The organism is Paenibacillus brevis (assembly GCF_018919145.1).
GTDB lineage: Bacteria > Bacillota > Bacilli > Paenibacillales > Paenibacillaceae > Fontibacillus > Fontibacillus brevis.
In genome coordinates this window covers 18493-32420 of record NZ_JAHLQJ010000023.1, presented here as the reverse complement: position 1 = coordinate 32420, position 13928 = coordinate 18493, and the positions used below count along the sequence as shown (strand labels likewise).

The following is a 13928-nucleotide window of genomic DNA, read 5'->3' as shown; positions in this document are numbered from 1 at the left end:
AACAAGCTGCACAATGATGGAGTGTGATGAGATAGTGGGAGCTGTAATTACCGTTGTCGGACTGGGCTCAGGAGACCCGGACAAGCTGACGCTGGGAAGCCTGAAGAGGCTGCAGGACGCGGAGGAGAGATATGTGCGCACAAAGGATCATCCTGTCGTCCAGTGGCTGGAGGAGACGGGTGTGGCCTTCACATCCTTCGACGATGTCTATGAAGCCAATGATGATTTCCCTTCGGTCTATGAGGAGATTACCCGGCACTTGATATCGCTTGCTGGATCGGCTCCGGATGGGCGGGAGATTCTATACGCTGTGCCGGGACATCCGATGGTAGCCGAAGCGACGGTCAAATTGTTGAAGGAGCGCTGCCCGGAGGCCGGAATTTCTCTGGAGATCATCGGCGGTGAAAGCTTCTTGGATGCGGCCTTCATAGCACTTGGCTTCGATCCGATTGAAGGCTTTCAATTGCTGGATGCCTCCTCTCTCACAGAAGCAGATGTGGATTCCCGGAGGCACACATTGATCGGTCAGGTCTATGACGTATTTACCGCTTCTGATGTCAAGCTGAGTCTGATGGAGAGCTATCCGGATGACTACCCGATTATCGTGGGACACGCTCTTGGAGTTCAGGGAGCCGAACAGGTGCTGCGTGTTCCGCTATATGAGCTGGACCGGGTTGAAGGCTATGGCAATCTCTCACTCGTCTATGTGCCTGCCAGCAGCGATGACCAGCTGCGTATTCGCAGCTTCGAGCGTCTGCACGAGATTGTGGCAATTCTCCGCAGTCCGGGCGGCTGTCCTTGGGACCGGGAGCAGACGCATCAATCCCTTCGCAAGAATCTTATCGAAGAGGCGTACGAGGTTCTGGAGACCATTGACGAGGATGATCCCGATCATATGCGGGAGGAACTCGGTGACTTGCTGCTTCAAGTCATGCTTCACGCGCAAATGGAGGAAGAAAGCGGGATGTTCACCGCTTATGATGTGATCCAGACCTTGAATGAGAAGCTGCTGTACCGTCATCCTCATGTATTTGGGGATAAGAGTGCCAAGGATGCTGAAGCCGCATTAGGCAACTGGGAGGCCATGAAGGCTGAAGAGAAGCGTCGTAAGGGGATTGATCCGGAGCAATTGTCCGCGCTAAGCGGAGTGCCGCGCGATCTTCCTGCGTTGATGAAGGCGTACAAGCTGCAGAAGAAGGCAGCCAAGGTTGGCTTCGACTGGGATTCGATGGACGGGATCTGGGCCAAGGTCGAGGAGGAAATCTCCGAGTTCAAGACCGCCGTTGAGAACGGATTGGATGCCGGGGAACAGACGCTGGAGCTGGGCGACCTTTTATTCTCTGTAGTCAATGCAGCCCGCCGGATTGGTGCTGATCCGGAGGAAGCCTTGTCCATGACGAATGCGAAATTTGTCAGACGCTTCAGTTATGTGGAAGAACAGCTTCGGGAGGCAGGGAAGCGCCCGGAAGATGCTACGCTGAAGGAAATGGACATCTTGTGGGACCAGGCGAAGGAGCTTGAAAGAGCCGCCAAGGGATACAAAAATCGCTAAAAAACGGCTTTTTTTTGGAAAATTCAAAAAAAAGTTGCCCTTCGGGCAGGATTTTCTGTTTCAAGACAGAATAATCATACAAAGATATCCATACGGCTATGAGCCACAAGGGCTAGGCCGTAAGTATCCATCTATTTCTTTTATTATTGGGAGGCATTATTAATGAACAAAACAGATCTGATCAACAACATTTCCAGCAAAAGCGGTTTGACTAAAAAAGACGTTGAGACCGTATTGAACGGTGTTCTCGGCGAAATCACCGATGCACTTGCAGGTGGCGACAAGGTTCAACTGATCGGTTTCGGAACTTTCGAAACCCGCAAACGTTCCGGTCGTACAGGCCGCAACCCGCAAACAGGTAAAACAATCGAGATTCCTGCTTCGAACGTACCTGCTTTCAAAGCGGGTAACAAGCTTAAAGAAGCTGTAAAATAATGCGTCTTGATAAATTCCTGAAGGTGTCCCGGTTAATTAAGCGGCGTACCGTAGCGAAGGATGTCTCCGAGCAAGGAAGAGTCCTCGTCAACGGGCGCGAATCCAAACCGAGTTCTGCTGTTAAGGTTGGCGATGAGATTACCGTTCAATTCGGCCAAAAGCTGGTTACGGTACGCGTCGAGCGTCTGGCAGAGACCACTCGCAAGGACGAGGCTGCAACCATGTATACCTTGGTTAAGGAAGAGCCAATCGCCAAGGATTCCGGTTTCGACTGGAATTAGGCGCGCGGCATGAGAGCATGTTCCAATGATTTGGGACATGCTCTTTTTTTTATCCGAAATCCGGCAGGGCAGGTTCAGCAGCGGTTCTAAAGAAGAGGCCCCTCCCATAAGCTAGTGTTAAGAAGGAGGGGTACATGCCATGGTTGAACAGGGAAAGGGAAAACGTCAGGAGCTGCATTTACTGAACAGGAAGCTGCTGGAGATCTCGGGAGTCCTGAACGTGGAAAGCTTTGACAGCGAGGAATTTTTGCTTCAAACGGAGCTGGGGCATTTAACGATTCGCGGTCATAATTTACATATCAAGAATTTGAATCTGGAGCAGGGCCTTGTCAGCATCGAAGGTCAGGTCAACTCCTTGTCCTATCTGGAGCCGGGCGCCAATACGTCGGGCAAGGGCTTCCTTGGCAAGCTTTTCCGATGAACCTGCAGACACAATGGTTGACCCTGGTATGGATGCTGGCTTCCGGAACGTTCATGGGGATTGCCTTTGACAGCTACCGCGTAGTATCGGGTCAGCTTCGCTTTCCTCGCTGGAGTGTAAATCTGCTCGATTTGTTTTATTGGATCGCCTCCGCACTGTTTGTGTTCCGGATGCTGTACCATGTGAATCAGGGAGAGCTCCGTTTTTATGTGTTTTTAGGACTATTTCTAGGAGTATGGATTCATTTTTTGTTTCTGAGTGTTTTGACCGAGCGATTTGTGGTAAATTTAATTCGTATAGTCCGGAGGATATATGGATTTGGCGTCAGATTGATGTATTTGACCCTCGTTGTTCCGATCAAGTGGCTTTGGAAGGGATTTAGACTCTTGCTCGGATTTCTCTGGATACTAATCATTTTCCTGGGGAGAGTTACGCTGTTCCCGATTTGGAAACTGCTCGCTTGGGCTTTCCGTCCTATCTTAAATGCACTGCATATACCGGACAGGCTTCGCAAGTCAAGGGAATATGTGGTAAAATCATGGAGACATTGGCGCGGCAAGGATCAAGAGTGAATAAAGGAGGTGGGCCCGGTGAGGGAGAACACGACAGTCAATTCCAAGAAACAAGCTCCCGTAAAATCAGCCGGCGCTCGTCGACGTATCCGTTTGTGGATGACCTTTATGGCGCTCTTTATCGGTTGGGCGGGCTATACCTATATGGATCAATCCGGCGAGATCGGCGTTAAAGCCAGTCAATTAGCGGAACGGATGACGGTAAAATCAGAAAATGAACAAGTGCTTGTTCAATTAAAATATGAGCTTAACCGGCTCAAGGACCCCGAATATATCGGCCAAATGGCGATGAAGAAATATGGACTTTACAAACCTGGTGAAATTCCGGTACGAATCTCCGGACAAAATGGGGGAAATGATTGACTCCAAGCGGGATATACGGCTGTTGACCTTGTTTCAGTCATTATGTATAATCAAATCACCGCAGTCATGATTTCGTGGCCTTGCTGTATATTTTTAAGGGAGGATCATTTTATTTTATGTCAATAGAAGTGGGCACCAAGTTAGAGGGAAAAGTGACAGGCATCACGCATTTCGGAGCATTTGTGGATCTGTCAGGAGGTGTCACGGGTCTCGTTCACATTTCAGAGATCGCTGACAATTACGTGAAGGATGTCAATGATCATCTGAAGATTGGCGACACGGTTACGGTAAAGGTAATCAATGTCGACAAGGACGGCAAGATCGGACTTTCCATTAAGCAAGCCGTTGATAAGCCGGTAGAGGCCAGACCGCCTCGTGCACCGCGCAGCGATCGTCCAAGTGGTGGTGGCCGTGATGGTGACCGTCCGGGTGGAGGATTTAACCGGGATCGCGGAGGACGTCCTTTCAAGCCGCAAGCGAACAAAGCTTCTTTTGAGGATAAAGTTTCCCGTTTCCTTAAGGACAGCGAGGAACGTATCTCGTCGCTGAAGAAGAACACGGAAGGCAAACGCGGAGGACGCGGAGCCAAACGCATGTAATTTCATGATAAAGAACTACCGCAGGCAGTCATGCCTGCGGTTTTTTGTATGTTGTGCGACATGAACAAGCTATAATTTTCACGTAAAAACTTATTTTGTCGTCTTCTTGGCGGAGGCGACAGGTTCCAACGCAATCCATGGTAATCCACAAGGAATATGACAAGCAAACAGGCTCTCCTACCTGTGGATTATTACGAACATAAGCACGCATTGGATCGTGCAGCTGTATGGGAGGCGCGGGTTCGTGATGTTTCGTAGACCGCTCTCAATTTGTCGGAAATTTCTAAGGCTTGTACTCCGGTAAATGACAAACTTTCCGCTTGGCCGCTCCTATAATGGGACATACATTAGTAAAAGTGCGTGTTCAAAAAGTCAGCTTTTCAGCACCGAGAAGGTTGTGATAATCCTAAGAAGGAGGAACGAAGTGTAGGAGAACCCTACACATGAGTACCGGACTTCTAGGATGACCGCAAGATTCGATGTTGAATCACCTCTTGAAACTCTTCGTGATCAAAAGATGATTTTTTGAACAACCTTTAAAAACGTAAAGGGCGGTGCCAGGAGATGGACAAGTGGAATGTCATCCCGTTCCCCGGGTTGAAGAAGGCGAAAGAGCAGGTTGAATCGTTTCATTGGAGCAAGTGGAGGCAGATTCCGGTCATAAGCAAGCTCAGCCGGCTGTTTGCCGTGAATAAATGGAACGGCTTGTTCCTCTTGATGAGCTTCTTGCTCGGCAAGGCGACGATCCTGGACGAGCTGTCTCCCTTTGCCATTGCTTTTTTTGCGGTCATGATGTTTATGCGGCGTGATATCGCTGTAATGACGGGAGCAGTTATGACGGTCGGCGCCATGGCTGTATCCGGTCATCACGCTACCGTGATTGCGGCGGAGCTGCTTATATTTTACTTAATTCACCGTGGCATGGAGTCCTTTGAACGGGCTGAGGCATCCTATGCTCCGCTGATGGTATTTACGAGCGCCTTTCTTGTGCTTCTGTTCGAAGCGGTAATCGGCCCTTCATTGTCATGGTATGCCTTGATGATTACGGTGATGGATTCGGTGCTCAGCTTTGTGCTTACCCTGGTCTTCATTCAGGCCATTCCGGTCTTTACGTATCGAAAGCGCAATCACCAGCTGCGAACGGAGGAGATTATTTGTCTCGTGATCCTATTGGCATCTGTCATGACCGGATCGGTCGGATGGGAAATATCGGGACTTTCCGTGGAGCACATGCTGACTCGTTATTTAATTCTATTATTCGCCTTGGTAGGCGGAGCAACGCTGGGGGCTTCGGTAGGAGTTATTACCGGCTTGATTCTAAGTCTGGCGGATACGGCGGCGCTCTATCAAATGAGCCTGTTGGCTTTTTCCGGCATGCTTGCGGGCATGCTTCGCGAGGGCAGGAAGTGGGCTGTCGGTCTGGGGATGCTGTTAGGCTCCTCGATTCTGTCGATCTATCTGAACGGGTCTGATGAAGTGATGGCCTCGACCTGGGAGACTTGTATCGCGGTGCTGTTCTTTATGGTGACGCCGAAGAGTGTGATCAGTTCCATCGCCAAGTACATTCCAGGAACCCAGGATCATACGAAGAGCCAGCACGAGTATGCCAAACGGATGCGGGAGGTTACGGCTGGCCGGGTTACTCAATTCTCAGAGGTCTTCAAGCAGCTGTCGCGCAGCTTTGGGCAGATGGCCAGCTCGGGGGAGATCGCCAAGCGCAGCGAAGAGGTTGATCATTTTATGACGGCGGTTACCGAAGGAGCTTGTTCAACCTGCTTCCGTAGAAAGACCTGCTGGGACGGGAATTTCTATCAAACTTATAAGCTCATGACGGAGATGATGTCGGCGGTGGAGGAGAACCCTGGCATTACCAAAGAGGAGTTGCCTGCCAGATGGAATCGGCTGTGCACCAAGAGCGAGCAGGTGCTCGGTGTCATGAAGCGTGAATACAGCTTGTATGAACATGATATGCACTGGAAACGGCAAATATACGACAGCCGTTTGCTCGTCGCGGAGCAATTGTCAGGGGTATCACAGGTCATGGAGGACCTGGCCAAGGAAATTCAACGCGAAGGACAAGCGATGTATAAGCAAGAGGAGCAGATTCGGGAGGCGCTGGAGAAGATGGGGCTTTCCATTCATAGCATCGACATTGTGAATTTGGATCACGGAAATGTTGAAATCGAGATTGTCCACGCCTATACCCGGGGTTTCGATGAATGCCGCAAAATGATTGCCCCTTTGCTCTCGGATATTTTGGAGGAGCACATTGCAGTCATAGGCGAGACGATGCATGGAGGCAGGGAGGGGCTAGCCACTGTAACGTTTGGATCAGCGAAGTCCTATGAGATCACGACCGGTGTAGCGGGTACGGCCAAGGGCGGAGATCTGCTGTCCGGCGATAGCGTCAGCACGGTTGAATTAGGCAACGGAACTTACGCGGTAGCGCTCAGTGACGGGATGGGAAATGGCGAGCGGGCCAGACAGGAAAGCAGTACGGCCCTGAGCATTCTTGAGCAATTGCTCCAATCCGGAATGGACGAGACACTCGCGATCAAGTCCGTCAATTCGGTGCTGATGCTTCGTTCCCCGGATGAAATCTATGCTACGGTCGATATGGCGCTGATTGACGAATACTCGGCCAGGACTACTTTTTTGAAAATAGGCTCATCCCCCAGCTTTATCAAACGAGGCCAGGAGGTCATTCCGGTTATGGCCAGCAATCTGCCGATAGGGATTGTACAGGAAATCGAGATTGACTTGGTAACCGTGCAGCTATATCCCGGCGATACGCTGGTGATGATGACGGACGGCATCTATGATGCTCCGGGGTATGCGGTAAATAAAGAGCTATGGATCAAGCGCCTCATTCAGGAGATTCAATCTGAGGATCCGCAAGAGATTGCCGATTGTCTGTTGGAAGCTGTGATCCGTTATCAGAGTAATGTGATTCAGGATGATATGACGGTAGCGGTAGCACGAATTGATCATTATTTACCGCAATGGTCCACGCTGCATATTCCTGGGGTTACCCGTCTGGAGCGTCCCAGAACCGTAAGTTAGGTACATGGTTATGGTATATAATAAGGCGATAGTCCTAATGTCTTAGGGAATATGTAACTAAAATAGGGAAATTTTCATAGATTTCATAACATGAACATGTTAAAATTAATTTTGTTAATTTAAAGTCAAGTAAACTTACTCATATAATTGCATATTAATTAGTTCGTATTCAAAAAAACCGGCTTTTCAGCACCGAGAAGGTGACGAGAACCCGAAGAAGAAGGAACGGATTGTAGGCAAACCCTACATGAGTACCAGAGTTCTTGGGTGAACGCAAGATTCGATGTCGATTCAACCTCTTGGAATACTTCGTGATCAAAAGCCGGCTTTTTGAACAACGTCTATTCGGCAAAACTATCGAAAGGTAGTGACGCAAAGCTATAGGGACTACTTCCTGCAAACAGTAAAGGAAATGTCAGCCAGTTGCCCATATTTCTTTTGGTAACCTATAGTGCAGCAGTCTGTGCATTTTAATAGGTTACTTTTTTTTGTCTGTTCACAGGGAAATTCTACAAGGAAACAGGAGTGAAGTTGAAGTGGGTATCTTATTAATGGATCGGATTATTCGGGATTATTGGCTGTATGATCTGCAACCCCCGATGTCCGGGCTGGATTTGTACACGGATTACCCCCGTGATGATTCCAGAAGGGATATGCAGCAAATCCGGTATCCGCTTGAACTCGATCAGACATATCTGTCCAGAGAAATGAAGGCATTTGACAGCCGGCTCTGGATGCTTGCTTGTTACTATATATTTTTGTATCGCATGAGCGGCAAGGCATGGCGGATTGTCGGCGTAAAGCATGAGAAGGGCTATGTCCTTCCCTTGCGGATTCGATGCGATGCCTCGATGAGCTTCATTGAATTGTACCAGTCGCTGCTTAATAAGCAAGATGCGCTGGATTTTGCGGCCCTTCCGCTCGAGGAAATTGAAGAAGCAATTGGTTGCACCGGATTGATCCATACGATCTTCGGCAGGGATCACACCTGTCAGTCCAGTTGTCTGAACTGGGATGTGGAGCCCCTTTATGGGGGAGAGTGGACCCTGCAAATTTCCTATCGGAAGCAGCTTTTCAAACCGAGCACAATTCATAGATTTGCTTCCTTTTTCGGATGTATTGTCAAAGCCGCGATGTATGATTCCAAAGTGACAATCGGAGCGATCCCTTTAGTCATCGAAGAAGAGATGGAATTTATGGGACAGGTTAAACGGGTCAGAAACTCGGAAGCTCAAATGATCGGGCTGACAGAGAACCCTGCTGAATTCGGCAGCCCGGTGATGCGCAAAAGAGCGGCGAACTGCAAACAAAAGCATATCTTGTTGACCGGAGCAACGGGCTATCTGGGTGCTTCTGTGCTGCGTGAATTACTCAGAACAACCCAGGCCAAGATTTATTGCCTTGTCCGATCTGAAGAGGACGATGATCCGTATGCAAGAATTGCAAGGGTGATGAAGCAGTTTTTCGGAGCGGATATGATGTCGGAGCTGCTCGGGAGAGTCATTGCCATCAAGGGAGATCTGGAAATGCCGCAGCTTGGCCTGAACAGCTGTCTGACAGAGCGTGTGTCGATGCGGATTGATTCCATAATCATCTGCGGGATTCAGGAGTGCTACGCGGATGATCCCGAGTATTACAACCGAATAAATGTTACTAGCACAGAGCATCTGCTCTCCTGGGCTCGGGAAAGAAATGTCCGGATTCATTACCTGTCTTCGATGGGTGTGCCGGAAGGGTTGGCGGAACGGGAATCGACTGCAGGAATGTATGAAGCAGGCCAGACCAATAGCACAAAGCTGGATCATCCTTATTATGACAGCAAGCTTCGGGCGGAGCGGATGTTAATTCAAGCCTGCGAGCAGGAGGAAATCGCCGTTACGATCTATCGGCTCGGTCACTTATCGGGAGATGCCGAGACGGGCGCATTTCCACAAAACGTGAATAACAGCCTTCTTTACAGAATGCTGCGGATGATTCTCCTACAGGGCAAGGCTCCGGAGCTTCATCATCTGTTGGACCTGACTCCGGTAAGCTATGCGGCTCAGGCCATTACCGCCCTGGCTATGCGGCGGGATACGGCGGGTCATCTGTTTCATCTGTGCAATCCGGTTCAGCTGTCGATTGCAGAACTTGCTGAGAGCCTGGGAAGCTGCGGATATCCTATTGAGGTGCTGTCTGATTCTGAATACGAGGGCTGGCTGCTGGAATGCAGTCAACTAGGCAGCTCTCATCAAGGGGACGGAGATTTAATGCACTATGAATGGGAGGAGCTTCGCCGCGAGCCGTTCCGGTATAGCTGCTTACATACGCAGGAATTCCTGGAAGAGAGCCAGGTAGAATGCCCTGTGCCGAATGCGGATTATCTAAGTCTCATGATCAAGTACGGCGTAGACGCGGAGTACTTCCCTGCAAGCAAATCGAACAATAACTGAATTTATCATCCTTGTTAAGTGACTTGAGTCGAACATCTCATTGTTCGGCTTTTTATTTTGCATGAGTAGTGATATAAGCTGGATGATCCTTATTTGAGCTTTGTGCCGTTTGCTTCTGCCCTGTTTGAAATCTCTACGAAATGGAAATGATAGAAAAGAGAATTATAGAATCATTTCAAATGAAGGCGGGGATAGCAATGAAGCAAATTATGCTGATTACGGATGGTTGTTCCAATGTCGGAGAGAGCCCGGTTATGGCGGCTGCGCTGGCTCGGCAGGAAGGTATTACGGTGAACGTAGTAGGCATTGTCGATTATGGAACGATCGGTGAGCTTGGAAGTGTGGAAATTGAGGAGATCGCTCGAGCCGGGGGCGGAATGAGCCGAATGTCCGGCACCCGGCAGCTGGCTCAGACCATGCAGATGATGACGCGGAAGACAGTGGTTCAGACAATTCAGCATGCGGTTAATAAGGAGCTAAGACAGATATTGGGACAGACGGACACAGCGGTTGAGGATCTGCCTCCGGATACCCGTTCCCAGGTGGTGGAGGTCATTGACGAGCTTAGCGAGACCAGTGCGCTTGAGGTAGTCCTGCTTATTGATGCCAGTGCAAGCATGAGACCAAAGCTGGCAGCCGTCGAGGAAGCGATCCGGGATATGATGCTGAGCCTCGGAGCAAGGCAGGGAACGAGCCGGATTGCGGTGTTTCATTTTCCTGGGGCTCACAGCGGGGAAGAAGCGGTTATGGATCTGGACTGGACCACGGAGCTCACAGGAGCGCGCTCGATCTTCCAGAAGCTAACGATGCGGGGAGCAACTCCGACTGGGCCTGCCATTCTCAAGGTGATGGAATTCTTTCGGTATGGTACACTGGAAGGACATGGTTCCAGTAACTGGCTGAAGGAGTCAGACAGAGAAGAAGGGATGCTCGGTGACTACGTCGTCTAAATGGAATCTGGCGCAAGGGACAGTAGTTACCGGGCGCTGGAAGGGCGGCAAGTATGTGGTTCAACGGCTGTTGGGCCAAGGCGCAAATGGAATAGTCTATTTGGTCAAGCACACGGGAAGTGCACGTCTCTATGCGATGAAGCTGGGCTTTGATACACTGGATCTGCAATCCGAGATCAATGTATTGAAGGCGGTTCAACGCACGCGCCTCCGAGGACTTGGAGAGAATCGGAGCGCTCCTTATTTAGTGGAAGTGGATGATTACTCTCACCATGGACGGGAGATCCCATTCTATGTGATGCGCTACGTCAAGGGCGAGGCGCTGCGTACTTTTCTTGCGCACAAAGGCGGACAGTGGCTTCATGTTGCCGGGCTTCATCTCCTTCAGCAGCTTCGCACACTTCATGAGGCGGGCTGGGCTTTCGGAGATCTGAAGCCGGAGAATGTGATGGTATCTCCATCCGGTGAGGTGGAGTTGATCGACTATGGAGGCGTCAGTGCACTCGGGAAAAGCATTAAGCAGTATACAGAATGGTATGACCGGGGGTTCTGGAATGCGGGGAGCCGGACGGCGGAACCGTCTTATGACTGGTTTTCATTTGCCGTCGTGTGTATTCATCTCCTAGCGGAGGGGCCGCTGAAGCGAGCGGCTCAGCAGCTGCCACAGACGCGGAGCAAAAACGATCTGCTGCTGATCGTCCGATCGGATGAGGCGCTCGCTCCCTTCCGCTCTTGGCTTGAGCTCGCCTTGCGCGGTGATTTTCGAGATACGCTGCATGCCTGCCAGGCATGGAAGAATCTTGTGACCGGTCCTTACATTGCACGTAGGGTACACGTCAAGACACCAGGCTGGATGGTTGGAGCATTTGCACTGTCGCTCACCTTGCTTGGCTGTGCGATTTACTTAAGCCTCAGATTTTGACGGCATATAAAGAACAGATACTATTTAGAGGTTGTTCAAAAAGTCATCTTTTGATCACGAAGTATACCAAGGGGTTGATTCGACATCGAATCTTGCGTTCACCCTGGAAGTCCGGTACTCATGTAGGGATTGCCTACACTCCGTTCCTTCTTCTTCAGGTTCTGGCAACCTTCTCGGTGCTGAAAAGCTAACTTTTTGAACACGCATTATTAAAAAAAGGGGGCGAACAGTTTGACTCACCCAGCGCTATATCGGCTGGTCCGTGAGGTTCGCCAAATCGGGCTTGAGCATAACCTATGGTCTCCGGGCGATGTGATTATCACAGCCGTCTCCGGTGGACCGGATTCCACAATCCTGCTGCATATATTAAATGAAATTTCGCGCGATCCGGATTTGAAATTATCTCTGGTGTGTGCCCATGTGAATCATGGCTTTCGGGGTCAGGAATCTGATAAAGAGGCCGAGTTTGTACGGAGATTGGCTGAGGAGCTGAACATTCCGTTCGAGCTCGGCGTTTTTGACGTTCCTGCCTACATGAGGGAATCAGGCATGGGCGGCCAGGAGGCTGCTCGGGAGAAGCGGTATGAGTTCCTTCATCAAGTTGCCGATAAGTACCGTGCGCAGGCCATTGCATTAGCCCATCACGGCGATGACCAGGCCGAGACCGTGATTATGCGCCTGCTGCGCGGCAGTGGTCCTACGGGGATCAGCGGCATGCGAATGAAGCGGAAGGAAAAAAAAGTGGAACTGATCCGGCCTCTGCTTCGTATGAACAAAAACACCCTGGTGCAAGCCTGCGAACAGGCTAAAATCCCGTATGTGACCGACAGTTCGAACCTGCTGCCCAAGTATATGAGAAATGAAATTCGGATGGATGTACTCCCTTTTTTAGGGCAATATAATGAGCAGTTATCCCATTCCTTGAATCGTCTGTCCGAGATCATGGCAGAGGAAGACGATTATCTTCAATCGGAAGCCAAACGGATTTATCAGCAAATCGTAAGCTGTCGAGAGGGAGAAACCGCGGTTCGGGCACAGGATGTGGCAGGCCTACATCTTGCTTTACAACGGAGGTTGATTAAACTAATATTAAATTATCTGCCTTTGGGCACGGATGACGGCGATTTTGCCAGGATTGAAGCGATTCGGAAAGGGACGGTTCAAAGTCAGCCCACAACCTGGACTCTGGACTTGGGCGGCGGTACCCGTTGCATTCGCGAATATGATCTCATCCGTTTCGTATCTGCCCGAGCGGAAAGTGCAATTCCTCATTATACATATGTTGTGGAATGTTTTCCGGCGGAAGTGTCTGTCATGGACACGGGGCATATCGTGCATTTTACCCGGCTTGAAGCTGGGGTTAGTCTGTCGGAGATACTGCCGGAAGGCAAAGATGAGGCGGTATTTGATGCGGATGGCCTGGAATACCCGCTGACGGTTCGTTCCCGGCTTGCAGGAGACAGCATGAGCGTATTCGGGATGAATGGAAGCAAGAAAGTGAAGGATATCTTTATCGATGAAAAAATCCCTCCCTCTCTTCGTTCCCGAATTCCAATGATTGCAGATGCTGCAGGACGGATTGTTTGGATTCCCGGAGTTCGTCGCTCATCGGTCGCAGCGGTGAACGAGCGTACATCCTCTCTTCTCAGAATGAGAATGGAACGGGATTAATTCATTCGCCTGGAGGTTATCCCAGGATTTGCATTCATAGTATAACGTAGGAGGTTTATTTACTTTGCAGAACGACATTATGGAAGTGCTGATTACCCGCGAACAGATTCAGGATAAGGTCGTAGAGCTTGGCCGCCAGCTGAGTGAAGAATATGCAGGCCGAAACCCGCTGGTGATTTGTATCCTGAAGGGCGCGTTTATTTTCATGGCTGATCTGATCAAAGAGATTACGGTCCCGATTGAAATTGATTTTATGGCCGTATCAAGCTATGGAGCATCTACCCGTTCTTCGGGCGAGGTCAAGATTATCAAGGACCTGGATAATTCCGTAGAGGGAAGAGACATTCTAATTGTGGAAGATATTATTGATAGCGGATTGACACTGAGCTACCTGGTTGATGTTCTGGAACGCCGGAAGGTCAACTCGGTCAAGATCGTCACCTTGTTCGATAAACCGAGCGGCCGTACCGTTGATCTGGAGGCTGATCTGGCCGGATTTATTATGCCGGATGCATTTATCGTCGGGTATGGACTCGATTATGCAGAGAAGTACCGCAACCTCCCGTTTGTCGGGGTTCTGAAGCCCGAAGTATACACCCATGAGTAAGAATTTCGGGTGTACGAAGCTAGACTGCCTAAGTTTTTTGAAATGGCATGAGCGGCTGTG

General features: G+C 50.0%; 13 protein-coding genes and 1 riboswitch. All 13 genes read left to right on the top strand.

The window, feature by feature from the left end:
* Positions 1 to 34 precede the first annotated feature (34 nt).
* A complete protein-coding gene (yabN, locus tag KQJ23_RS20520) occupies positions 35 to 1552 on the top strand; it encodes a bifunctional methyltransferase/pyrophosphohydrolase YabN (protein ID WP_216480793.1) in 1518 nt (505 codons plus the stop codon).
* Between the two features lie 162 nt (positions 1553 to 1714).
* Positions 1715 to 1987: an HU family DNA-binding protein gene (locus KQJ23_RS20515; RefSeq protein ID WP_044482598.1), complete on the top strand. Its 273-nt coding sequence runs from the start codon at positions 1715 to 1717 to the stop codon at positions 1985 to 1987.
* Entirely contained in the window at positions 1987 to 2268 is a 282-nt protein-coding gene (locus KQJ23_RS20510) for an RNA-binding S4 domain-containing protein (RefSeq protein ID WP_044482597.1), read from the top strand. Before KQJ23_RS20515 ends, KQJ23_RS20510 begins: the two co-directional genes overlap by 1 nt.
* Before the next feature lie 139 nt (positions 2269 to 2407).
* The gene (yabP, locus tag KQJ23_RS20505; RefSeq protein ID WP_216480792.1) at positions 2408 to 2689 is read left to right on the top strand and encodes a sporulation protein YabP; all 282 of its coding nucleotides are present in this window, start codon (positions 2408 to 2410) and stop codon (positions 2687 to 2689) included.
* Positions 2686 to 3261, top strand: coding sequence for a spore cortex biosynthesis protein YabQ (gene yabQ, locus KQJ23_RS20500; protein WP_216480791.1), 576 nt, complete (start codon positions 2686 to 2688; stop codon positions 3259 to 3261). Before yabP ends, yabQ begins: the two co-directional genes overlap by 4 nt.
* An 18-nt stretch (positions 3262 to 3279) precedes the next feature.
* Entirely contained in the window at positions 3280 to 3624 is a 345-nt protein-coding gene (locus tag KQJ23_RS20495; RefSeq protein ID WP_346779435.1) for an FtsB family cell division protein, read from the top strand.
* Positions 3625 to 3740: 116 nt separating this feature from the next.
* Positions 3741 to 4223, top strand: coding sequence for a S1 domain-containing RNA-binding protein (locus tag KQJ23_RS20490; RefSeq protein ID WP_216480790.1), 483 nt, complete (start codon positions 3741 to 3743; stop codon positions 4221 to 4223).
* A gap of 564 nt (positions 4224 to 4787) precedes the next feature.
* Positions 4788 to 7286, top strand: a complete 2499-nt coding sequence (gene spoIIE / locus KQJ23_RS20485) for a stage II sporulation protein E (protein ID WP_216480789.1) — start codon at positions 4788 to 4790, stop codon at positions 7284 to 7286.
* 337 nt (positions 7287 to 7623) lie between these two features.
* Positions 7624 to 7717: riboswitch (cyclic di-GMP riboswitch) on the top strand.
* A gap of 120 nt (positions 7718 to 7837) precedes the next feature.
* The gene (locus KQJ23_RS20480) at positions 7838 to 9718 is read left to right on the top strand and encodes an SDR family oxidoreductase (RefSeq protein ID WP_216480788.1); all 1881 of its coding nucleotides are present in this window, start codon (positions 7838 to 7840) and stop codon (positions 9716 to 9718) included.
* A gap of 197 nt (positions 9719 to 9915) precedes the next feature.
* On the top strand, positions 9916 to 10668 hold the full coding sequence (locus tag KQJ23_RS20475) for a vWA domain-containing protein (protein ID WP_249529941.1): 753 nt from the start codon (positions 9916 to 9918) through the stop codon (positions 10666 to 10668).
* The gene (locus KQJ23_RS20470; RefSeq protein WP_216480786.1) at positions 10652 to 11590 is read left to right on the top strand and encodes a serine/threonine protein kinase; all 939 of its coding nucleotides are present in this window, start codon (positions 10652 to 10654) and stop codon (positions 11588 to 11590) included. The genes KQJ23_RS20475 and KQJ23_RS20470 overlap by 17 nt, the downstream gene beginning before the upstream one ends.
* Before the next feature lie 231 nt (positions 11591 to 11821).
* Positions 11822 to 13261 (top strand): tRNA lysidine(34) synthetase TilS, encoded by a 1440-nt coding sequence (gene tilS, locus KQJ23_RS20465; protein WP_216480785.1) that lies wholly within the window; start codon positions 11822 to 11824, stop codon positions 13259 to 13261.
* Between the two features lie 64 nt (positions 13262 to 13325).
* Positions 13326 to 13868, top strand: coding sequence for a hypoxanthine phosphoribosyltransferase (gene hpt, locus KQJ23_RS20460; RefSeq protein ID WP_216480784.1), 543 nt, complete (start codon positions 13326 to 13328; stop codon positions 13866 to 13868).
* Positions 13869 to 13928: the final 60 nt, after the last annotated feature.